The sequence below is a fragment of the Microvirga sp. P4_A5 genome (genome assembly GCF_056402495.1).
Genome location: NZ_JBFUHH010000029.1, coordinates 22,523 through 43,966, shown reverse-complemented (window position 1 = coordinate 43,966; position 21,444 = coordinate 22,523). Strand labels below are relative to the sequence as shown.

Annotated in this window: 21 protein-coding genes and 3 pseudogenes; 2 read left to right on the top strand and 22 right to left on the bottom strand. The window is 61.6% G+C overall.

From position 1 onward, the window contains the following. Window positions 1–2: 2 nt before the first annotated feature. Both AC1DVM_RS10415 and AC1DVM_RS10410 read left to right on the top strand, forming a co-directional pair. A pseudogene (locus AC1DVM_RS10415) lies at window positions 3–173 on the top strand (IS6 family transposase); the annotation flags it as partial. Between the two features lie 217 nt (window positions 174–390). After that, complete coding sequence (locus AC1DVM_RS10410) at window positions 391–1,023, top strand: GNAT family N-acetyltransferase (protein ID WP_477254276.1); 633 nt, start codon at window positions 391–393, stop codon at window positions 1,021–1,023. A 63-nt stretch (window positions 1,024–1,086) separates the two neighbouring features. On the opposite strand, the gene AC1DVM_RS10405 is transcribed toward AC1DVM_RS10410, so the two are convergent. The 22 genes and pseudogenes from AC1DVM_RS10405 to AC1DVM_RS10300 form a co-directional block, all read right to left on the bottom strand. After that, window positions 1,087–1,935: a polysaccharide deacetylase family protein gene (locus tag AC1DVM_RS10405; RefSeq protein ID WP_477254274.1), complete on the bottom strand. Its 849-nt coding sequence runs from the start codon at window positions 1,933–1,935 to the stop codon at window positions 1,087–1,089. 64 nt (window positions 1,936–1,999) lie between these two features. Beyond that, window positions 2,000–3,157, bottom strand: coding sequence for a M20 family metallopeptidase (locus tag AC1DVM_RS10400; protein ID WP_477254273.1), 1,158 nt, complete (start codon window positions 3,155–3,157; stop codon window positions 2,000–2,002). Then, the gene (locus tag AC1DVM_RS10395) at window positions 3,154–3,885 is read right to left on the bottom strand and encodes an ABC transporter ATP-binding protein (RefSeq protein WP_477254269.1); all 732 of its coding nucleotides are present in this window, start codon (window positions 3,883–3,885) and stop codon (window positions 3,154–3,156) included. Before AC1DVM_RS10395 ends, AC1DVM_RS10400 begins: the two co-directional genes overlap by 4 nt. A gap of 5 nt (window positions 3,886–3,890) precedes the next feature. Further along, window positions 3,891–4,919 carry a branched-chain amino acid ABC transporter permease gene (locus AC1DVM_RS10390; RefSeq protein ID WP_477254268.1) on the bottom strand — a complete coding sequence of 343 codons (1,029 nt, stop codon included), beginning with the start codon at window positions 4,917–4,919 and terminating at the stop codon, window positions 3,891–3,893. Continuing rightward, window positions 4,916–5,791, bottom strand: coding sequence for a branched-chain amino acid ABC transporter permease (locus tag AC1DVM_RS10385; protein ID WP_477254267.1), 876 nt, complete (start codon window positions 5,789–5,791; stop codon window positions 4,916–4,918). Before AC1DVM_RS10385 ends, AC1DVM_RS10390 begins: the two co-directional genes overlap by 4 nt. A 141-nt stretch (window positions 5,792–5,932) precedes the next feature. Then, window positions 5,933–7,183: an amino acid ABC transporter substrate-binding protein gene (locus AC1DVM_RS10380; protein WP_477254265.1), complete on the bottom strand. Its 1,251-nt coding sequence runs from the start codon at window positions 7,181–7,183 to the stop codon at window positions 5,933–5,935. 37 nt (window positions 7,184–7,220) lie between these two features. Beyond that, window positions 7,221–7,991: an ABC transporter ATP-binding protein gene (locus AC1DVM_RS10375; RefSeq protein ID WP_477254263.1), complete on the bottom strand. Its 771-nt coding sequence runs from the start codon at window positions 7,989–7,991 to the stop codon at window positions 7,221–7,223. A 231-nt stretch (window positions 7,992–8,222) separates the two neighbouring features. Then, window positions 8,223–9,522: pseudogene (locus AC1DVM_RS10370) on the bottom strand (NAD-dependent succinate-semialdehyde dehydrogenase). A 52-nt stretch (window positions 9,523–9,574) separates the two neighbouring features. Further along, window positions 9,575–10,820, bottom strand: a pseudogene (gabT, locus tag AC1DVM_RS10365) (4-aminobutyrate--2-oxoglutarate transaminase). Between the two features lie 65 nt (window positions 10,821–10,885). After that, window positions 10,886–11,191, bottom strand: coding sequence for a LysR substrate-binding domain-containing protein (locus tag AC1DVM_RS10360; RefSeq protein ID WP_477254262.1), 306 nt, complete (start codon window positions 11,189–11,191; stop codon window positions 10,886–10,888). 430 nt (window positions 11,192–11,621) lie between these two features. Next, window positions 11,622–11,807: a helix-turn-helix domain-containing protein gene (locus tag AC1DVM_RS10355; RefSeq protein WP_477254261.1), complete on the bottom strand. Its 186-nt coding sequence runs from the start codon at window positions 11,805–11,807 to the stop codon at window positions 11,622–11,624. 85 nt (window positions 11,808–11,892) lie between these two features. After that, entirely contained in the window at window positions 11,893–12,792 is a 900-nt protein-coding gene (locus AC1DVM_RS10350) for an IclR family transcriptional regulator (RefSeq protein WP_477254259.1), read from the bottom strand. Between the two features lie 69 nt (window positions 12,793–12,861). Next, complete coding sequence (locus tag AC1DVM_RS10345) at window positions 12,862–14,124, bottom strand: NAD(P)/FAD-dependent oxidoreductase (RefSeq protein ID WP_477254257.1); 1,263 nt, start codon at window positions 14,122–14,124, stop codon at window positions 12,862–12,864. 37 nt (window positions 14,125–14,161) lie between these two features. Next, window positions 14,162–14,485, bottom strand: a complete 324-nt coding sequence (locus AC1DVM_RS10340) for a 2Fe-2S iron-sulfur cluster-binding protein (protein ID WP_477254255.1) — start codon at window positions 14,483–14,485, stop codon at window positions 14,162–14,164. 7 nt (window positions 14,486–14,492) lie between these two features. After that, complete coding sequence (locus AC1DVM_RS10335; protein WP_477254253.1) at window positions 14,493–15,713, bottom strand: cytochrome P450; 1,221 nt, start codon at window positions 15,711–15,713, stop codon at window positions 14,493–14,495. Between the two features lie 62 nt (window positions 15,714–15,775). After that, on the bottom strand, window positions 15,776–16,603 hold the full coding sequence (locus AC1DVM_RS10330; RefSeq protein WP_477254251.1) for a polysaccharide deacetylase family protein: 828 nt from the start codon (window positions 16,601–16,603) through the stop codon (window positions 15,776–15,778). A 15-nt stretch (window positions 16,604–16,618) separates the two neighbouring features. Next, on the bottom strand, window positions 16,619–17,380 hold the full coding sequence (locus AC1DVM_RS10325) for an SDR family NAD(P)-dependent oxidoreductase (RefSeq protein WP_477254250.1): 762 nt from the start codon (window positions 17,378–17,380) through the stop codon (window positions 16,619–16,621). Next, window positions 17,373–18,137 carry an SDR family NAD(P)-dependent oxidoreductase gene (locus AC1DVM_RS10320; protein WP_477254248.1) on the bottom strand — a complete coding sequence of 255 codons (765 nt, stop codon included), beginning with the start codon at window positions 18,135–18,137 and terminating at the stop codon, window positions 17,373–17,375. Before AC1DVM_RS10320 ends, AC1DVM_RS10325 begins: the two co-directional genes overlap by 8 nt. Further along, the gene (locus AC1DVM_RS10315) at window positions 18,130–18,849 is read right to left on the bottom strand and encodes an ABC transporter ATP-binding protein (protein WP_477254247.1); all 720 of its coding nucleotides are present in this window, start codon (window positions 18,847–18,849) and stop codon (window positions 18,130–18,132) included. The genes AC1DVM_RS10320 and AC1DVM_RS10315 overlap by 8 nt, the downstream gene beginning before the upstream one ends. Further along, entirely contained in the window at window positions 18,836–19,627 is a 792-nt protein-coding gene (locus AC1DVM_RS10310; protein ID WP_477254246.1) for an ABC transporter ATP-binding protein, read from the bottom strand. The genes AC1DVM_RS10315 and AC1DVM_RS10310 overlap by 14 nt, the downstream gene beginning before the upstream one ends. Then, the gene (locus AC1DVM_RS10305; RefSeq protein WP_477254244.1) at window positions 19,624–20,562 is read right to left on the bottom strand and encodes a branched-chain amino acid ABC transporter permease; all 939 of its coding nucleotides are present in this window, start codon (window positions 20,560–20,562) and stop codon (window positions 19,624–19,626) included. Before AC1DVM_RS10305 ends, AC1DVM_RS10310 begins: the two co-directional genes overlap by 4 nt. After that, window positions 20,559–21,431 (bottom strand): branched-chain amino acid ABC transporter permease, encoded by an 873-nt coding sequence (locus AC1DVM_RS10300; protein WP_477254242.1) that lies wholly within the window; start codon window positions 21,429–21,431, stop codon window positions 20,559–20,561. The genes AC1DVM_RS10305 and AC1DVM_RS10300 overlap by 4 nt, the downstream gene beginning before the upstream one ends. Between the last annotated feature and the right edge of the window lie 13 nt (window positions 21,432–21,444).

The following is a 21,444-nucleotide window of genomic DNA, read 5'->3' as shown; positions in this document are numbered from 1 at the left end:
CGGTGATCCTGCTCTGCGTCCGGTGGTATCTCGCGTATGGTCTGAGCCTGCGCAACCTCGAAGAGATGATGGCCGAGCGAGGCATCTCGGTCGACCATGCGACGGTTCACAGATGGGTTACTCGCTATTCACCCGAACTGCTTGAGCGCTTCAACCGTCGCAAGCGCGCCGTCAGCATATCATCCTATATCGGATATCCCGTGGTCTGGGACCAAAGACCCTCTTTTATTCACTTAACGAATTTTGAGGGCGTCGCGCCACCGGAAGCCCAAAATGGCTGTGTCGTCACCACGTGTTCGTTTCGAGACAGCTCGCCACCAAGGATTTCCAATGTCAGACGATCACCAACGCCTCGCCAATTGGGCGGGCTGCGAAGAGCCGCGCCGAGTCATCCTTGATGGCGACTTCGCTCGCCTCGAACCCCTTGACCCTGTTCGTCACGGCGAAGATCTATATCGTGCCGGCTCAGGCCCCGGGGCGGACAGGCTATGGCGCTATCTCGGCGACCGGCCTTTCGCCGATCGCATCTCGCTCGAGCCGTGGTTGTCTCGTTCGGCGGCCTCGGAGGACCCGCTCTTCTTCACGGTCGTGGACAAGGCGTTCCATTGCGCCGGAGGTCGGCTGGCCCTGATGCGCATCGACCCGCCGCATGGCGTCATCGAAATCGGCAATATTCTCTTCGGACCAGACATCGCGGGAACGCGGGTGGCAACGGAGGCGATCTACCTGCTAGCGCGCCATATCTTCGACGACCTCGGCTACCGGCGGCTGGAGTGGAAGTGCAACGATCTCAACGAGCCGTCGAAGAGGGCTGCCCTACGCTATGGCTTTTCTCCCGAGGGTCTGTTTCGTCAGCACATGGTCGTCAAGGGCGAGAATCGCGATACCGCTTGGTTCGCCATGCTCGATCGTGACTGGCCCGGCCGCAAAAAAGCTTTCGAGGCATGGCTCTCGCCGGAAAACTTTGACGCTCACGGACGGCAGCGGGTGTCGCTGTCGGATCTGATGAGAGAGTGGCGCTGACCAACAGGCGGGCTGGCTCCGCGCGAGCGGGTGCGGGCCCGCCCTCGCGTCAGATGTCGTTCGCTATTTCCCTGTTACGCCGCTCGCGCTGCGGGTGCGAAATTCCAACGCAGCCTCCTCCAGGGTAACGAAGTGAGCGCCACGCTCGAGCAGCGAGCAGATCAGGCGCTCGAGGAGAATCATCCGGTGGCCGCGGCCCGAAACGAACGGATGGAATGTGTAGGTCAGCACGCCCCATTCTTCCGTGCGCTTCATGTAGTCAAAATCCTCAACCCAGTTTTCCAGAACCAGACCGGCATTCTGCAGGCCGGGCAGGACGAAGTCCTTGGTCCGCATGAATTCGAAATGGGGATAGTCGTCGAGCGACCAGCTCACCGGCATCTCGATCAGGTTCGTGGTCTCGCCGAAGACGATCGGCYCATGGTCCGAGACGATGTCGTTGTGGCGGGCGAAATAGGGATGATGATCGTGACCCATCATGCTGCTCTCGTACACGAAGCCATGCTTCAAAAGCAGATCGACGGTGACCGGGCTCAGGTCGAAGGATGGAGACCGGTAGCCGCGCGGGTTTCGCCCTGCAATCTCTGCTATCGCTTCATTGGCCCGCAGCAATCCCTCCTCCTCCTGCTCTGGAGACAGACTGGCGGGAGGCACGTGGGTCCAGCCATGATTGCCGACTTCATGGCCGGCATCGACGATGCGGCGGACATGGTCCGGGTAGGTTTTGACGATCGTTCCGGGAACGAACCACGATGCTTTGAGGCGATATTTTTTGAGCAGGGCCAGGATCCGCCCCACGGCAACGGCGCCAAACTCACCCCGTGAAATCGGCGTCGGGCTCTTGAGGTCGCGGGCAATCATGACAGACATGGCGTCGAAGTCGAAGGTCAGGCAGACGGCGTGCTGTTTCATGGGTGTCCTCGTTGTTCACGTAAGTTGTGAGAAGCGGCGTCTTGAATTACGAAACCGCGGCGCCTCAAGACAGGGTCGCCATCAGGCGGATCATCAAGGCGAGGCGCTCCGGGATCGACGAGACGAGAATGTGCTCATGCTCGGCGTGGGCGCCGTCTCCGGCGCATCCGAGGCCGTCAAGCGTGGGAATTCCGAGAGCGGCTGAGAAATTGCCGTCGCTGACTCCGCCCCGGTTCGTCTCCGGCAAATCGAAGCCGAGTTCCTGCGCCATAGCCTTTGCAGTTTGATAGAGGCGGGCGATGCCGGGCGTGCGCTCGAAGGGAGGGCGGTTCAGTTCGCCTTCAACTATCACCCGTACATCCAGCCCGAGAGGCTGCCGGCCGCTGATGAGCGGCATGACGCGCTCCGCCTCGGCAAGGCTCGGAATCCTCACGTCGATTTCCGCCTCGGCCTCTGCCGGCACCACGTTCGGTCGCGTTCCGCCGCGCATCACACCGACATTCACGGTCACGCCGCGCGCATAATCGGTCAGTCCCTCAAGTGCCACGATCTGCCGCGCCAGTTCGAGAACGGCGCTGCGGCCTTCCTGATGATTTCCGCCGGCGTGGGCGGGCCGTCCCTCGACGCGCAGGCGAAAGCGCCCCCACCCTTTGCGCGATGTCACGACGGCGCGGTCCGGCCCAATGCTGGGTTCCGGCACCAGAACGTAGCGGGCACGACGCGCTTCCGTCTCGATCAGAGCGCGGGACGTGGGACTGCCGATTTCCTCGTCGGAGGTGAAGAGCAAGGTCACGGGAAGCGTTGGCTTGCTGCCCGTTCGGGCGAGATGCCGAAGCGCCGCGAGCGCTAGATATCCGCCCGCTTTCATATCGTAGATCCCTGGCCCGTAAGCACGGTCGCCCTCGATACGGAAGGGTCGCCTGGCGAGCGTGCCGACGGGCCAGACCGTATCGAGATGCGCCATCACGAGCACGCCTGGGCCGTCGCTCCGCCCGGGAACTCGCGCCAGAAGATGGTCGCCGAGGCCGTCCCGCCCGGCGATGCGCTCTGCGACCATTCCGTCACCGGCGAGGACTTGGTGAATCTTGGCGACGAGGCGGGTCACGGCGGGGCCATCGTCGGTAGGGGTCTCGAACTGGACCCACTCGCTGATCTGGGCGAGGTGTGGGACGGTGTCGATCTCCGCCGGATCGACCAAACCGGGATGCGCCACTCCGGTCATGCCACCGGCTCGGCGCCGAGATAGGCCGCGATCACGCGCGGATCGTTGACAATCACGTCGGGCGCTCCTTCGGCGATCTTCATCCCGGCATCGATGACGAAGACCCGCTCGGATATGCTCATGACCGCGCGCATGTCATGCTCAACGAGCCAGACAGTCGTGCCCTGATCGCGAACGCGACGAAGACACTCGATCATCTCGGCCGTTTCCGTTCCGTTGAGCCCCGCGCAGGGCTCGTCTGCGAGCAGCAATTCGGGCCGCGTTGCAACCGCACGCGCGACCTCTAGTTTGCGCAAGCTGCCGACGGTGAGGCTCGAGGCCTTGCGCTGGGCGAGATGCGACAGGCCCATGAGATTCATGGCGTGTTCGGCCACCGCCTTGACGTCGCGCTGTCCCTCGCGCCCGAAGAGCGCGCCGACGCGGACATTCTCGGAGACCGTCATCTCCGGGAATGGCTTGGCGATCTGGAACGCCCGTCCGACCCCGATCCGGCTGATGCGCGTCGTCGCCAAGCCGTCAATGCGAGAACCATTGAACTCGATCGTTCCGCTGGTGAGAGGATAATAGCCGGTGATGAGATTGAACAATGTCGACTTGCCGGCGCCATTCGGACCGATGAGGCCGCAAATGCTGCCCCGCGGAATGTCGAAATCGATGTCCGAAAGGGCCCGCAATCCGCGGAATTGCTTCGAGATGCCGCGCCCGCGCAGAATGGTGTCGCTGCCCATCGCCATCACTCCGCTGGCTCGTTTGTGAGACGGCGGTCGCGTTCGTGCGCCGAACTCGTCGGCTCCTCCTCCGGTGGGTCCCGCTGCCACAATCGCGCGGCGAGACCAAGCAGCCCGGTCGGGGCCAAAAGAACGATCAGGACCACGAGGGCACCGGTCATGAGGAGATGCACACTCAGAAATGAGCCGAGCACCACGTTGGTCAGAAAAACCATGATGGCGGCGCCGATGACCGGACCCGCGATGGTGCCGATGCCGCCGATCATATTGTGGACGATCATGTTAAGGCTGAAATCGACCCGGAAGAGGGAGGGCGTGCTGAAATAGCCGAGACTGTAGGCGTAGACGGCGCCGAGCGTGCCGACCAGGAATGCGCTGAGGACGAAGGCCAGAATCTTGTAGCGGTCGGTCGGCACCCCGAGCATGCGCGCGGTATCCTCGTCTTCGCGGATGCTCATGAGCCCATAGCCGAAACGGCTCATCTTGGTGGCGGCGGAGATCACCAGGATCGCCGCCATCAGCGCGAGGAAGACGTAGTAGTAGAAGACCTCGGGAGCGATATCGAGGTCCGTTCCGGCCGGCAGGGTCAGCCCCAGTCCGCCGCCGATCCAGTCGATGCTGCTCGACAGCTCGCTGAAGACCTCGCCCACGCCCAGCATCGCGATGGCGAAGTAGATTCCGCGCAAACGCAGGAGCGGATACGCGAGGACCAGGGCAAGCAAAGCCGCAACCAGCCCACCTGCGCCGACTGTCACTAACATTGCCCAGCCAGTCCCGCCCCCGTCGAGCAGATGTGAGGACACGAGAGCGGCCGTGAAGCCGCCGATCCCGATAAAGGCCGTGTGGCCGAAGCTCCAGTACCCGGCGAATCCGCCCAACAGCCCCCAGCTGAGCGCGAGGCCCGCCGAGAAGAAAAAGACCTGGAAAACGCGAATATAGAACGGCGGTAGAATCGCCGGCAGCGCCGTGAAAGTGGCCACGACCGCAACGCCCAGGATCAGCACCAGCAGCGGCTTCAGAGACAGCGGCGTCATCTGGATTCCCCGAAGGCATTGCCCATCAATCCTTGCGGGCGCACCAGGAGCATCAGGACAAGAACTAGAAACATCGTGGCGTTGGTGAAGGAGGGGCCGATATATTGCGCCGTCATCGTATTGATCACCCCCAGCAGCAGACCGCCGAGGAGTGCACCGGCCGGGCTGCCGACACCGCCAAGCACGACCACCACAAAGGCGTTCAGCGTCCAGATCGCCTCCGTCGCCGGCGAGAAAGGCGCGACAATACCGATGACCGCTCCGGAGGCGCCGGCGAACGCCGCACCCAGGGCGAATGTCAGGCCATAAACGTGGTGAACGTTGATGCCGCTGAGGCCTGCGGCGAGCGGTTGCTGCGCTGTCGCGCGGATCATCCGCCCAAAGGACGTGCGGGACAGGAACAAGGTGAGCACGGTCAGCAGCACGAGGCTTGTCGCCAATCCCGCCAAACGAACGGCGTCGATCCGAAGATCACCAAGGCTGAAGCTGACGAAGCTGTAGGACGGGCTGATGGAGCGGATGTCGGAAGAGAAAATGAGCTGCAGGATATTGCGCATCACCAGCGCCACGCCAAACGTGACGAGCAGGGACGCAACCACCGTCGCGCGCTCCGTCGCCCATTGGATGATAGTGCGCTGATAGACGTATCCGGTCGCAAAAAGCACCACCATGATGATGGGAATGCCTACCAGAGGGTCTATGCCGAGGCCGGACCATAGCAGCAGCGCGATATAGGCGCCCGCGACGACGAATATGCCGTGAGTCAGATTGACGATGCCAAGCACGCCGAAGATCAGCGAAAAGCCGACCGCCGCCAGCGAAAACACGCCTCCGAGAATCAAACCGTCGATCAGGGTTTGTAATGCAACCACCCTATTTTCCTTCTCGTCTTCCGGCTGTTGTCGTGGTCTCACTTCGGATCGAACCGAATTGTCAGGTCTTTCGCGCCGATACGCAGCGCAAGCGGCCCTCGCCGCTAGCGCTGCTATGGCGATTTTCCGAGGCTGACTCGTTCAGGCGCGGTCTTTCCAGGACGGGACCGGGTAGACGGCCTTCGCCGCCGCTGCCTCTTCGGGAAAGACCACCTCAACCTTGCCGCTCTGGTTCTGGACGATCAGCGGCCCGAGGAGTTTCGGATCGCCGTCGCCATCTTGGGTGAAGCGGATATGGCCGTAGAAGCACTTGAAATCGAGTTTTGCCAGAGCATCCCGGACATTCTGGGGATCGACCGATCCCGCATTCTTCATGGCCTCCACATAGGCCAGAATACACGCCGCTCCGCTCGCCATATGATAGGTGAGTGGGCGATCGAAATTCTTGCGGTAATAATCCGCAAAGTCCTTGGCCGTACCAAAATAGGAGCCCTTGAAGGCGGCACCTTCGGACCAATAGGCTTGCGTGACGACACCGTTGGCGTAATTGCCAAGCGCTTGACGATAAGCCTCCGTCTGCGGTCCGAGTGTCTGGTAGAGCAGATTGACGTTCGTTCCGGTCGAGACCATCTGGCGCGCAATGAGAATCGCGGCATCGTCGTGAACGCAGCAGATGAGGACGTCGGGCGGATTCGCGCGGATGGACGAAAGAACGGTCGAGACATCGCTGACCTGGGCCGGAAGCTGGATCATGTCCGCCACCGTCATGCCATTGTCTTCGAGTGCCTTCTTGCCGCCTTCGGCCTGGAATTTAGAGAAGGCATCGTTGGTGTAAATGAACGCCACGCGCTTCACGGCCGGCGTCAGGCTCTTCAGGAAATCCGCCGACGTTTCGAACTGGAGCGATGCGCGCGGAAAGACACCGAAGACGTATTTTCTTTTCTGCGTGAAGACCAGATCGGACCCCGCCCCGGCCTGAACCATCGGCCGGCGAGCGCGTTCGGTGATCGCGCAGCTGGGAAGCACGATATTGCTGCCGAAGGAGCCGAGGAAGTAGTTGATCCCCTCGTCGACCTGACGCTGAATCAGCGTCGTTGCCCGCGACGGATCGCTCGCGTCGTCGAACATCTTCACATCGAGCTTGTAGGTCTCGTTGCCGATTTTGACGCCGCCCAGATCCTCATTGATCTTCTTGATCGCGGCGCGATAGCCAAACAGAACATTCTGCCCCGTCTCTGCACTGGCTCCGCTCATCGGGATCGAGCCGCCGAAGACCAGAGTTTTGGCGCCCGCCTGGGCGAGGGCACTTCCAGCCGGGAGATACCGCGCCGCTGCCACCGCGATCAGCCCTGATCCCGTAGTCCTTAAAACTTGCCTGCGCGTGACCGCCATCGATCTCACCCTTTCAACGGAAATTCCACATGAATGACTAAAGCCCCAGGAATGCTTGCTTGACGAACGGATTCACCAGCATTTCCTGGCCTGTTCCGGCCAGCACCACCCGCCCCTTCTCGAGAACGTAGGCGCGGTCCGCAATTCGCAGAGATTGTTGCGCGTTCTGCTCGACCAGAAGAATGCTGATGCCCTGCTGGTTCAGCCTCCGGATCAGCGCGAACATGTGCTGCACAAGGAGAGGGCTCAGACCCAGCGAGGGCTCGTCGAGGATCATCAGCCGGGGCGAGCTCATCATCCCGCGCGCAATCGCCACCATCTGCTGTTCGCCGCCGCTCAATGATCCGGCATTCTGGCGTCTCCGCTCGGCGAGACGCGGAAAGACCTCGAGAACGCGCTCGAAATTGGCCGCAAATTCAGCTCTCGCACGCCGCACATGGCCGCCGACCTGGAGGTTCTCCTCGACCGTCATGTGCTGAAAGACCAGACGGCCTTCCGGCACGAGCGTGACTCCCTCCTGAACCATGGCGTAGGAGGGAAACCCTGTCACATTCTCGGCGGCCCAGGACACCGTTCCGGCGGCAGGACGTAACGCGCCCGCAATCATCTTGACCGTCGTGCTCTTGCCCGCGCCGTTCGCGCCGAGCAAGGCGACGATCTCGCCCTCGCCGACTGCAATCGAAACGTCGTGCACCGCCTGGAGGCCGCGATACGCATACCGCAATCCATCGGCTCTGAGCAGCGCTGCAAGCGGCTCCGAAGTGCGCGTCTTGATCAGAAGGTCCCCGTCGTAGTCATCGCATTGCATACCGATACGCTCTAATTGATTTTGGGATTGCGCCATCACTAGGGGGCGATGTCAAGCGCAAACCTAGCCCGGCACCGACCGGGCTCAGAACGGCATCCAAGTGATTTCGCGACCATCAGGGGGTCATCGCCGACCTTCAAGGTGCGGCTGCGCGCTAACCACGAACCCAGAGCGCGTGCCATGGGCGCCTCGAGGGCGGTCCATGGCATCAAGTACCGAAATGACTTTGTGTCAGATTCCGCTGAGGCAGACGTACTTGATTTCGAAGAAGCCCTCGATGCTGTATTTCGAGCCCTCGCGGCCCAAGCCCGATTGCTTGACGCCGCCGAACGGCGCCGCCTCGTTGGCGAGAAGGCCGGTATTGACGCCGACCATCCCGCTTTCGAGCGCCTCGGCGGCGCGCCAGACCCGCGCCATGTCGCGCGCGTAGAAATATGAGGCGAGGCCGAATTCGGTGTCATTGGCCATGGCGATCACCTCGTTCTCGTCCGTGAACGAAATGATCGGCGCCAACGACGCGAAGGTCTCTTCCTTGGCGAGTTTCATCGCCTGGCTAATGCCCGTCATCACCGTTGGCTCGAAGAATGTGCCGCCCAGGGCCGAGCGGCTGCCGCCCATGACCAACGTCCCGCCCTTCGCCAGTGCATCCGCCACATGCTCCTCCACTTGGCGACCGCGCGGTCATCGATGAGGGGACCTTGCGTGATGCCGGTCTCGGTGCCGCGCCCAAGCTTCAGGCCTCGCACCTTGCCGTGAGCTTCTCGGTGAACGCGTCGACGACGGTGTCCTGCACATAGGTGCGGTTGGCGCAGACGCAGGTCTGGCCGGCATTGCGGAACTTCGAGATCATTCGGCTTGGCCTCGCCGGTGTCACCGAAAACGCCCCCTTCGGCACACCGGCGCTCTCGGCCAGAACGGCGAGGGCGAAGGCGGAGAGCGGCGTCTGCGCCGCCGGCTTCAACACGATCGTGCAGCCGGCGGCAAGAGCCGGGCCGGCCTTGCGGGTGATCATCTCGTTGGGAAAGTTCCCGGGCGTGATGGCGGCGCAGACCCCGACCGGCTGCTTGAGCACCAGGATGCGCTGGTCGCTTCGCGCCTGCGGAATGATGTCGCCATCGATGCGCTTGGCCTCTTCCGCGAACCACTCCAGATAGGCCGCGTTGGAGACGATCTCGCCCTTGGCCTCCCACAGCGGCATGCCCTGTTCGGTGGTGAGGATGAGCGCGAGATCGTCGGCATTCTCGAGGATCAGCTCGTGCCACCGCTTCAGGACCTGGCTGCGTTCCTTCGCCGTCCGGCGGGCCCATTCCTTCTGCACCTCATGGGCCCTGTCGATCGCGCGGCGCGCGATTTCGGGGCCAAGATCCGGCACCTCCATGATGACGGCGCCGTCGAAGGGATCGGTCACCGCGATCGTCTTGCCGTCAGAAGCCGCGATCCATTCCCCCGCCACATAGGCCTTGCCGAGCGGCAACGAGGGATCCTTCAGATCCAGCACACGACGGGCGACGGGTTTCTGATGAGCAGTCATCGGTTTTCTCCACGATTCAACTGGAAAGAGAAGCTCAACATGAGCCGTGCGGTCACGCCGCGAGAGCCTGCTCGAGTACCGTCAGTCCCGTCGATGAGTTCATCGGACGCCGTCAGCGGCACGAGAATGCGAATCGTATTGGCGTTGGTTCCGCACGAGAGCTGGATCAGACCGTTCTCGTGGGCACGCCGGGTGACGGCTTTCGTCGCCTGCGCATCGGGCTGCCGCGATGCACGGTCGGTGACGATGTCGAACGCAACCATGCCGCCGGGTCCACGAATTGCCGCAATCGGCAGGAGATCATTGCGCTGCTGGAGTGCCGCGAGCTTCGCCTTCAACCGTTCCCCGATGGCGTTCGAGCGCTCGACGAGCTTCTCTACCTCGAAGATGTCGAGGACGGCCAGCGCCGCCACGCAGGACAGGGGGTTGCCCGCATAGGTGCCGCCAAGGCCACCGGGCTCGGCCGCATCCATGATGGCAGCCCGCCCGATGAGACCGGAGAGCGGAAGGCCGCCCGCCAGGCTCTTGGCCACACAGATGAGGTCCGCCTCGATATCGTAACTCCATCGCGAACATCCGGCCGGTGCGGCCGAAACCCGTCTGCACTTCGTCCGCAATGAGAACGATGCCGTGCTCGTTGCAGATGCGGCGCAAGGCGCGCATGAGTTCAGGGGGCGCCTGATGGAAGCCGCCTTCTCCCTGCACGGGCTCGATGATGATTGCGGCGTCGCGCGAGGGGTCGATATCGGCCTTGAAGATGAAGTTGAGAAACTTGAGGGAATCCTCGACCGTCACGTCGAGTTGCGGCACCGGAAACGGAACGTGCTAGATATCCGGCATTACGGGGCCGAGACCCTTCTTGTACGGTACGACCTTTCCGGTCAGGCCCGATGCGAAAGCAGTGCGTCCATGAAATGCGCCGGTGAAGGCGCGGGCGACCTTGACGGCGTTATCCACGGCTTCTGCCCCGGTCGTGAAGAAAACCGACTTGGTCGCGCCGGTGATGGGGGCAAATGCATTGAGGCGCTCAGCCAATTCGATATAGGCTCGTACATCAGCACCTGAAAGCAGGTGTGGGTGAACTTCTCCATCTTCTCCCGAACGGCGGATATGATTTTCGGGTGACAATGACCGGTGTTGAGAACCGCAATGCCACCCGCGAAATCGACATAGCGATTTCCCTTCACGTCCCAGATTTCCGCGTTCAGGGCGCGTGCGGCGGAAATTGGCGTTGAATGGCCGACGCCGCGCACAACGGCGGCATTGCGGCGTGAAAGCAGTTCGTCGTTGGTCGTCATGATGGACTCGCCTGGCAATTGCCTCCCGTCAACCTAGGGGCTATCTGCTGGTACCGACAATCAGCTTATTGGCCGTCAAATGGTGCATTGAATGCATCATTGCCGCTCTCGCTCGACAGCACGCTTTTGAGCCAGCCGCGCAGGGCGTTAATCTCTGGATCACGCTGCCGCTTCGTCGGTACCACCAGATAATAGCCGCCGAGATGACCCCGACTGGAGCCGATTTCAACCAGCCGTCCCGCCGCCAGATCTTCGTCGATGAGAAAGCTGTTCGCCAAGGCAACCCCCTGCCCCAGTCGCGCAGCCTCAATGGCAAGATGGGCATGCCAGAGACGAGGACCGCGCAATTCCGGCAGGTTTGCCACACCCATCGAACCAGCGCTCCCAATTCTCTGTCGATTCCTCGTGGAGGAACGGCGCCTTCAGGAGGTCCCTCGGAAGCAGGAGCGGAGGCAGGCGCTCTCTGAAAGCTGGGCTCACTACGGGAAAAACTCGGGTCGGTACCAACAATTCGGCACTAAGATCCGCCGCAGGGGCAAAATCGTAGAAATAGACGATCTCCGCGCCTGCCTCGCCACTGGTGAAATTGGCATGCGCCAGGGCCGGCTGCAGCAGGATGTCCCAATTTTTCCAGCTGCGCATCGAGTTCGGGAAGACGCGAAAGCAGACGGCGATTCGCCAAACCAGGCGTGCACCAGATTTCGAGACTCTGACGTTGTGCCGGGCGCGCATCTCGCGTGGCTTGTCGCAGCAAATCGAAAGCCCGCGAGACCTTCGCCTGGAAGACCTCGCCGGCGGACGTCAGCACGAGACGACGGCCGCGGGCTCGACCAACGAGGTCCCAAGATCAAGCTGCAAGTTCTGCAGATGGCGCGAGATTACGGTCGGACTGATCGCCAACTCGTCGGCAGCCGCGCACACGCTGCCGGTGCGGGCCACCGCTTCGAATGCCCTGAGGGCGACGAGCGAGGGAAGGCGAATTGTCATGGCAAACGCACGCGACGTGGCGTGCCAAAGCCTCTCGTCGCGGGCCCGCCCCCTTCATTCATTCGGGCCCTGGGAGATCCGCCGGTCACGAGCTTAACGCGCGCGCGGCCTCAATCGCCAATGGGGCGAAGCGCTTCCTGAAATCTCCCGCAGACCAGTCGCTCATCGAACCGGCGATATGAACCGCTCCGATTGGCAAACCGACGTTATTGCGGATCGATGCTGCAAGGACGATCTCACCAAGCAACGCCTCTTCGGAAGCAAAAGCATAGCCGTCGCGGCGCGCTTCCTGAATCTTCTCCCAGACGGCGTCCCTGTCGACGATGGATTTGGGCGTGATCGGTCGCAGCTCGGAACGTGCGAGAATGTCCGTCACGAGATCATCGCTCAATTGCGCAAGACATGAACGCCCACCAGTGGAGATGAAGGTCGGAAGGCGCCGTCCCGCCAGTGTGGCATAGAACGTCTCTCGCTTGCTTTGCAGGCGGATGGCGTAAACGATCGAAAGATTGTCGTGCCGCGCATCGAAAAGACTGAGATCAACGCGCTCTCCGGTGATCTTGCGCAGATCGGTCAGCACGGGCGTTGCCCGCTCGATCAGCGGGTTAGATCGCTGATAGTCGAAGAACCGATCGAGAAAGACACGACCGAGCGTGAGGCCGCCGTGATCCGCCTGCTCCAGATATCCCCGGCTCAGGAGTGTCTGCGCGATCCGCTGGGCTGCGCTCTTGTTGATGCCAGCCGCGGTGGCGATTTCACCGAGTGACTTTGCTTTTGGTTCGGCCGCATACGCTTCGAGAACATCGAGCGCGCGAGCCACGGATTGCAGGAATAGCCGCTCGTCGACGACTGGGTAGCGCTTTTTTTTGTTCATTTCCCGGACCGATGAGAGGTTGAAGCGAGGATCACGTGGCTGTTCGCTGCTGTCTCGTTGCAAGATCAAGATATTGCGCAGTAATTGCGACGGTACCGTATCGCCTGTCAATATGGGTGGTGGCGATACACACATTCACATGAGGCGGACGTCTCCGCCTTCCACGTTTGCGTTGTCGATCTAGGCGGAGACCAACAGGTCGTTTGGTGCAGCGTCTGTGGGGCGATCGAGTATTGCCTTGAGGTTGAAGTCGAAGGCTTCAAAGTCGTCGAGAGTCGGCGATTGTGGCAGCGCGAGAACGCGCCTCGCCATCATGTTGTCGCTGGGCCGGTTGATGGATTCCACTCCCAGAAAGCGGCCATTTGCGAAACAGAAGACCGAAAAGCGGCCATCCTCCACCGATCCACGGACAACGCAATGATCGTGGCCGGTGATGATACCCGCGATCTGCAGCTTGATGTCGCCCTGATCGGACCAGAACCATGGTACGGCCCGATAGGGCCGCGCCTGGCCAAGAAGACGGGCCGCAACCGCCCGCCCCTGGTCGGCGGCGTTCTGGACCGATTCGAGACGGATCGAGGCGCCCGCAAACACGTTGGGGTGGACGGCACAATCTCCGACCGCCGAGATCCTCGGATCGCTGGTTAGCAGATGATCGTCGACGAGAATGCCACCATCCGTTGCGAGACCCACCTCCGCGGCGAGTTCGCAGTTCGCTACGGCGCCGATCCCCACCACCACGAGATCGGCCCTGAGAACACGGCCATTGCCGAGGCGCACGCCGGTGACGAACCGCTCTTGGCTTTCAATCACCTCAACCGAGGTCTCGAAGCTGAATTCGACGCCCCGACTTTCGTATCGTTGCTGTACAAAAGCCGCGGATTGCGCGGTGACGGCGCGCGCCATCATCCGCGATCCAGCCTCAACGACGTGGACGTTGCGCCCCAGCTTTCTTGCCACCGCGGCAAATTCAAGCCCGATGAACCCCGCGCCAATCACCACGATGTCGATGGCACGCGCGAGCTTTTCCTTGAGTCCGAGCGCATCCTCGATGGTGCGGAGATAGACCACCTGATCAAGATCTGCGCCTTCCACGTCAAGCCGTCGCGGGCGCGACCCGGTCGCGATCACCGCGTGCTCATATGGAATAGTCTGGCCCGCACCACAAACGATTGCACGTGAGGTGCGATCGATCGTCGTCACTTTGGCGTCGGGCATGAAGTCGATGGCAAGCTTTTCGAACAGGACTTGCGGCCGGAAATGCAGGCTTGCCTCGTCAGCCAGGCCATGGAGAAACGCCTTCGAGAGTGGTGGGCGCTGATAGGGGAGCCGGCCTTCGTTGCCGATAAGCGTTACCGGCCCGCGTAAGCCACCCTCCCGAAGCGAGATCGCGGTCTGAAAACCCGCCTGTCCCGCCCCCACGATCACGATCCCGGCAGACACGTGAGATCTTCCTTCTCGGTTCGTCCCAACTCGATGTTTAGATCTGGGATTCGGGAATCCTCACCCGAATGCCATCGAGGCGATCATTCACCTCGATCTGGCAACAGAGGCGGCTATTGCTGCGACGTTCACTCGCCGTCGCGTCGAGCATCTCGTTTTCCATCGAAGAGAGCGGTTCGAGCGTGCCCAGCCATTCCTCGTCCACATAAATATGGCAGGTGGCGCAGGCCATTGATCCACCGCACTCGGCGRGAATGCCAGGCACCTGATTGGCGAGCGCCGCGTGCATGATGCTGTCGCCGATCTTCGCCGTGACTTCGACAGCCTCAGAATCGGGCCGAATGAATACGATCTTTGTCATTGAATCCTCACGCTGCGACGACGCTCAGCGGCACCGTCTTCAGGCTTCGCAGGTTATTGTTGAGCTTGCGGGTCGGCTCGCCTTCCAGCCTGAGCTCGCGGATTTGCGTGGCGACCGCCTTGAGAGCCAACTCACCCTCGAGCCGCGCGATCATCTGTCCGATGCACATATGGATGCCATTGCCGAGAGCCAGATGTCCGAACGTCGAGCGGTTCAGATCGAACTCGTCCGGTCGTTCCCAGAAGTCCGGATCTCGATTGGCGGAGGCCAACAACATCAGGACCTTGCTGTCGTTCGGGATCATCGCCCCGTCAATCTCGATGTCCCGCATCGTCTGACGGCATACGGTCTGGATCGGCGTTTCAAGCCGCATCGCTTCTTCCAACGCGGCACGCGCACGGGACGTATCCTCCCGCAGGAGTGCGAATTGAGCCGGGTCACGCGCGAGATAATAGAGCGCCGCCGATATGCTGCTCGTGGTGGTGTCGAGGCCACCGCGCAGAAACGAACGAATGAGCAGCGGTGCTATCTCCGGTTCGATGTCGCCGGCATCTGCTGCGGCGAATATCTTCTCGCCAAACCCGCTCGGCATCATCGCCTCGCGCGTCATGCTGTCGTTGTACCAGTCGATGATCAGATCGGCGCGCCTCTGCGTCTCCTCATAGCGCGCATTGCGAGGACCCTGACCGTCAAAGTTCAACTCACCGAGGAGAAAGAGATTGGCTCGCCTTTCCGGCGACCACTTCAATCCGAGGGCGTCTGGGAAGGTTTTGGAAACATAAGTCTCCGCGAGATCATCGACGGCGTCGAACGTGCCGCGTTCGACCAGCTCGGCAACAAGCCGGTTCGCCTCGCGTTCGAACTCCTCTCGCCATGCACGAATGACGGTCGGTGAGAGAACGCGCTGCACAGCCGTGCGGACTTTCGTGTGCTGCGGCGGGTCGACTTCGACGATTGGGCTTCCAGGCCGCCAGGCATCAGGCTTGCGAATATCGGCCAGCCCCGATCCACCGGTGGATGAAAACGTCTCCCAATCCTTCAAGGCCGGTTGGATGTCACGATGGCGACCTATGACGTAGACGCCGTATCTCTTGAGGAAGCCGACCGGCCCGGCCTGTCGGACCTCTTCATGCATGGCGAAAGGTTCGTTGAGAACCTYGTCCGTGTAAGGATCGATCTCCAGAACAGGGATCGACCCGCCAAGGACCTGCGATGCTGATGCGCTCATGCCCTACCCTCTCTCTGACCAAATCGCCGCACCACGGCGGGGCGCGCGACCGGCGATAACAATCAATCCCGTTCGTATTCCGCCGCCCACGCCTGTGCGACTTCCGTCCCGGTTGCGAACCAGACGCCCGGGAAGGTGCGGATATAGGCGATGAGTTGGCGCAGAAGCGCAATGCGGCTCGGCCGGCCGACAATCTGAGGATGGAAGATGATGTCGAAGAGGCCACCCCAACGATAGATCTCGCGGAATTCTTCCTTGAAGACGTTGAACATGTGTTCGTTGGTGAAGATCGGACGCGGACTTTTTACCGAAAACAGCGCGTAGGGAGCATCGTCGAGGCTCCAATGCCACGGTAATTCGATCGGCCCCTTGGTTCCGTCATCGAGCACGTGGCGATAGGGATTGATGTCGTCCATGAGCGACGAGTTGTAGAGAAAGTCATGTTTCTGCAGCAGCTTGAAGAGGCCGGGGCTGACTTCACCAGCAGGCGAGCGATAGCCTTTGGGGACGACGCCGACGGTGCGCTTCAGGGCTTCGAGGCCCCTCTCCATCTCGTCGATTTCCGCTGCCGGATCATCGCTCACCCAACGATGGGAGTAGCTGTGATGAGCGATTTCATGGCCGCCCTTGAGGATCATCTCTAGTCGGCCAGTGTGGTTTTCGGCCGTCCAGCCCGGGACGAAGAACGTTCCCTTCAAATCAGCGTCCGCGAGTGTTTCGAGAATCTTTGGCACGCCGACCTTGGCGCCGTATTTTCCCTGGCTGAGAATTCCAGGCCGGTTGACGTTTTCCGGATCCCGCGAGGTCCAAAGTGTCTCCGCGTCGAAATCGAAGGTCAGCATGACGGCGCAACGGGCACCATTCGGCCATTTAACGCTCATATCGTGCATGGAACTTTCCTCCCTCTATTCGTCGTTCGGGGTGTAGCGGGCGGCGGTGTAGCCGCCATCCACCGGAATGACGACGCCCGAAACGAAGGCCGCATCCTCGGACGCCAGAAAGGCGATCACGGAGGCCTGCTCCGACGGCGTGCCGACCCGGCCGATCGGTGTCGGTTTCACCTGAAGCTTGATGTAATAAGGATCGCGCAGGCGCTCCGCGGTCATGGGCGTCTCGACCACGCCGGGCGCGATCGCATTAACCAGAATGCCTTCCGGCGTCAGTTCCGCAGCGAGCTGGCGGGTGAATTGCGCGACGCCCGCCTTTGCGACCGCGTAGGCGGTCGTGCCGGGATAGCCGATCAAGCCGAAGATCGACGACACATTGATGATCCGTCCACCGGGGCGCGGCAGATGCGGAGCGATGGCGCGGGTGACGCGAAGCATCGCATTGAGATTGGTGTCGATGATCGTGTCCATCAAAGCATCGTCGGTATCCTTCAGGGACTTGGACCCACCGATGCCCGCGTTGTTGACGAGGATGTCGATCCTGCCGAAGGCAGCCTGTGCGGCCTCTGCGATGCGAAGGCCTGCGTCGCGGGCGGTGATATCGATAATGAAGCCGGTGCCGCCGATAGTCGCTGCAGTCTCCATGACCTCGGGAATGATATCGACCAGCAGAACGCCGGCGCCCTCTTCGGCAAAGCGCTGCGACGTTGCGGCGCCAATGCCCCGTGCCGCGCCGGTAACGATGGCGACCTTGCCGGCGAAACGCTGCGGGTTACGCAAGACGTCCTCCGTCGATCGGAAGCGCCGTGCCGGTAGTAAAGCTCGCCTCGTCGCTCAGGAAATACAAAACAGCGTTGGCGACTTCGTCCGCGGTTCCGAAGCGATTCATCGGATGTCTCGCCCTCATGACCTTCCGCCGTTCTTCCTGCGCCGTCTCGTCGCCGGCCTGCAGGAAGCTGCTTTCTGTCATCGGGCCCTCAATGGTGCCCGGACAGACGCAATTGACGCGAATTTTCTCCTGGGCGTGATTGAGCGCCAGGCTGCGCGTCAGAAGGACAACCGCACCCTTGGATGCGGAATAGGCGGAGAGAAATGGCGATCCCAAGATGCCGGCCGTAGACGAGTACAGGACGACGGAACCACGACCCGCTTCGCGCATCTGCGGGATGAAGGCACGCGCGGCGAGCCACGGTCCCTTGACGTTCACCGCAAAGAGATGATCCCAAGTCGCCTCATCGAGTTCGATGGCTGGTTTTGCCGGCCCGAGGATGCCGGCTGCGGCGGCGAGGAGTTCGAYGGGGCCCAGCTCTTTGCGCGCGACATCCGCCGCCCGCTGCACATCAGCCGCCGACGAAGCGTCGCCAACGACGGTCACAGAGCCAGGACATTGCGCGGCCGTTTCCCGCACGCCGTTTTCGTCGCGATCGAACAGGAGGATGCGCGCTCCTTCCCTTGAGAGCTTGATGGCCGTCGCCCGGCCCAGCGCACCAGCGGCGCCGGTGACCGCGGCGACCCGTCCGTGAAAGCGATCACGCATGCTCTTTTCCCCCCAGATAGAATTCCTGCAACTCGTCCATCGCGACCCCATCGCCAACCTCGCGCTCGAACGCGATGCGCCCGCCGCGAATGAGGTAGATGTAATCGGCAATATCCAGCGCCATACCGACATTCTGCTCGACGAGGAGAAGCGTCAGGCCGAGATCCCGCAGGGCAAGAATGGCATCCGCGATCTCCTCGACGACCCGCGGCGCCAGTGCGGCGGAGGGTTCATCGAGCAGCAGCATGGTAGGTCGCGCCATCAGCGAACGCCCGATCGACAACATTTGCCGCTCGCCGCCCGACAGCATGCCGGCGGCGACATTCCGACGTTCACGGAGGCGCTTGAAGCGCTGGTAAACGCCCTCGAGGTCGTCGGCGATCTCGGAGCGATGCTGGCGTCGGTGAAAGGCGCCCATGAGCAGGTTTTCCTCGACGCTCATGCCGCCAAACACTTCCTTGCCCTGCGGGACGAGCGACAGACCGAGCGCCGCGCGATCTTCGGTGGGCACATCATTGATGATCTGGCCGGCGAGCGTCACCTGACCCTCCTGGGCTTTCACCAGRCCGACGATGGTCTTCAACACTGTGGACTTGCCGGTGCCGTTGCCGCCGAGAAGAGCCACCAACCCACCCTTGGGCACGTCAAGCGTGACACCATGGAGAATGCGCGTACGGCCGTAGCCCGCAACGATATTGTCAAGCTTTAGCACGGCGTTTCCATCCAGAACCGATATATGCTTCGACCACGACAGGGTCTTTCACCACCATATCGGGAATGCCCTTGGCGACCATGACACCTGAATCCAGCACCACGACGTGGTCGCAGAGGTCGCGAACCACGCGCATGTCGTGCTCAACGAGAAGAATGCTCATGCCGAACTCGTCGCGCATGCGGTGGATCAGCGTGATAAGGCGGTCGACATTGGGGGGCGACAAGCCGGCCGCCGGTTCATCGAGCACGAAAAGCTTCGGCTCGCTGACGAGGCCGCGGGCGAGTTCAACCATGCGCTGCTGCCCAATGGAGAGCGCCGAGACGGGATTCTCTGCGAACTTCTCGAGATCGAACCATGCCAGAAGTTCCCGCGCCCGCTTGCGAACGCTGTTCTCCTCCGCGACCGCCGATTTCCTGGCGATGATCGTGTCGAACATGCTGCTCTTCATGCGGATATGGTGAGCGAGAAGCAGGTTCTCCTCCACGCTCAGCGACAGGAACAGGCGCAGCATCTGGAAGCTGCGCGCCATGCCAAGACGCGCCCGCCGGTAGGACGGCAGGCCGGTGATATCCGCCCCGTCGAATATCAGCCGCCCCCCATTTACAGGCAACTCTCCCGTGATGAGATTGACCATCGTCGACTTGCCGGAACCGTTGGGTCCGATGAGACCGACGATCTCGCTTCTGCCAACCCTCAGGCTGACGTCATTGACCGCCACCACACCGCCGAAGCGCCTAGTAAGGTTCTTGGCCTCAAGAACGGGCGCAGATGTCATGAGTATCGCTCCCGCAGACGGCGAACCCGCCCGATGAGACCCTCGGGAAGCAATGTGACGGTGATCACGAGCAGCACGCCGAAGAGGAACATCTTGTACTCGGCGAAGCCGCCGAGAAATTCGGGCATGGATGTCAGCAGCACGGCGCCGACGATCGGGCCGATGAAGGTTCCCTTGCCACCGACGATCATCATTGCGACGACCGTTGCGGATATCCAGATCGTAAAGTCGTCGGGTGTCACGCCACGCATGGCGTGCGCCGTGATCACGCCCGCCGCACCCGCGAGTGCGGCCGAGCCGACGAAGGCCGTGAGCTTCCCGCGCGTGGTGTCGAGCCCGACGGCGCTCGCCAGCGTTTCGTCGTCACGAATTGCAATCCATTCGCGACCGATTCGCGATTGAAGAAGGCGCCAGACGGCAAACAGGAGAATGACCGCGATGACCAGAGTGAACCAGAAATAAGACCGCAGGCTCGTGATCTCGAACAGCGTCGTACCGAACAGGCTGACTGATCCAATCGATGGAACCGACAATCCGGTCTGCCCGCCGGTAAAGGATGTCCATTGCGAGAGCGTGAGATAGACGATCGTCTGGAACGCGATCGTCACGATAGCAAGGAAATGCCCCTTTAGCCGCAGAGCCGGGATGCCGAGGAGAAGGCCGAACAGACCTGCTACCACGATTCCGACTGGAAAATTGAACCAGAAGCTGGTTCCAAGATCGCGCGACAGGATCGCCGTCGTATACGCGCCGATCCCGTAGAAGGCGCCCTGCGCGAATGAGAACTGCCCGCAATAACCAGCGACGAGATTGAGGCCCGTCGCCAAGATCACATAGAGCAAGGCGTTCATAAGGACGTTGGTCTCATAACCGCCCACGACGAACGGAGCGGCTGCCACAAGTGCAACGATGAGAAGGATGGCAAGCTTTTTCATGACCGCTCGAAAGCCTTTCCGAACAAGCCTTGCGGACGGAATAGCAGGACCGCGATGACGATCACGAACCCGATGATGTCGCGCAATCCGTTAGCGAGGTAGGCTGACGTCATCGACTCAGTGATACCAAGGAGAAGACCCGCAGCCGCCGCGCCGAGGATGTTGCCCATGCCTCCGAGAATGACCACGGTGAAGGCCTTGAGCACGATCATGTTTCCGATGATGGGGTGCACCATGAACACCGACGACATCAGAAAGCCTGCAACACCCGCAAGTGCCGCCCCCACCATGAAGGTGACAACGGCAACCCGCTCCACGCGCACGCCGCACAGACGGGCCACCGTGGCATGTTGCGACATGCTGCGAAGGCTGCGCCCCGTCCAGGTGTAGCGCAGAATGAGGTAGAGCGCGCCGATGAGAACCACCATCGCCACCGGGATCAGCGCACGTTGCAGAGGCATGAAGACAGGCCCGAGTTCAATGGGAATTGTGGAGAACTCCGTCTTCAGCAATCGTGGTTGTGGCCCGAGGGTCAGAAGCGCCGCATTCTGCAACGCGACTGCAAGCCCGAAGGACGAGATGATTGAACTCGTCGCGTCCCGGTTCTTCATGGGCTTGTGGAGGATCGCCTCCGCACCGAAACCGAGGAGAGCCGAGAAGACCAGCACGACTGCGAGTGCGAGTGGGAGCGGCAGACCGAACAAGGTGACGGCCGTGACACCCGCATAGGCTCCGAGCATGTAGAATTCGCCATGGGCGAAATTCACCACGCCAAGAATGCCGAAAATCAGCGTCAGGCCGACCGCCACCAACACGTAGGAACTGCCAATGACGACGCCATTGGCGAGATACTGAAGAAAAAGGTCCACGGAAGGGTCCTGA

What these genes read in the sequence shown, in the direction of transcription:
- AC1DVM_RS10400 (WP_477254273.1), bottom strand. Translation starts at nt 3,157, where the DNA reads ATGACCGGAGTGGCGCATCCCGGTTTGGTCGATCCGGCGGAGATCGAC.
- AC1DVM_RS10395 (WP_477254269.1), bottom strand. Translation starts at nt 3,885, where the DNA reads ATGGGCAGCGACACCATTCTGCGCGGGCGCGGCATCTCGAAGCAATTC.
- AC1DVM_RS10390 (WP_477254268.1), bottom strand. Translation starts at nt 4,919, where the DNA reads ATGACGCCGCTGTCTCTGAAGCCGCTGCTGGTGCTGATCCTGGGCGTT.
- AC1DVM_RS10380 (WP_477254265.1), bottom strand. Translation starts at nt 7,183, where the DNA reads ATGGCGGTCACGCGCAGGCAAGTTTTAAGGACTACGGGATCAGGGCTG.
- AC1DVM_RS10375 (WP_477254263.1), bottom strand. Translation starts at nt 7,991, where the DNA reads ATGCAATGCGATGACTACGACGGGGACCTTCTGATCAAGACGCGCACT.
- AC1DVM_RS10360 (WP_477254262.1), bottom strand. Translation starts at nt 11,191, where the DNA reads ATGGGTGTGGCAAACCTGCCGGAATTGCGCGGTCCTCGTCTCTGGCAT.
- AC1DVM_RS10355 (WP_477254261.1), bottom strand. Translation starts at nt 11,807, where the DNA reads ATGACAATTCGCCTTCCCTCGCTCGTCGCCCTCAGGGCATTCGAAGCG.
- AC1DVM_RS10330 (WP_477254251.1), bottom strand. Translation starts at nt 16,603, where the DNA reads ATGCACGATATGAGCGTTAAATGGCCGAATGGTGCCCGTTGCGCCGTC.
- AC1DVM_RS10310 (WP_477254246.1), bottom strand. Translation starts at nt 19,627, where the DNA reads ATGACATCTGCGCCCGTTCTTGAGGCCAAGAACCTTACTAGGCGCTTC.
- AC1DVM_RS10305 (WP_477254244.1), bottom strand. Translation starts at nt 20,562, where the DNA reads ATGAAAAAGCTTGCCATCCTTCTCATCGTTGCACTTGTGGCAGCCGCT.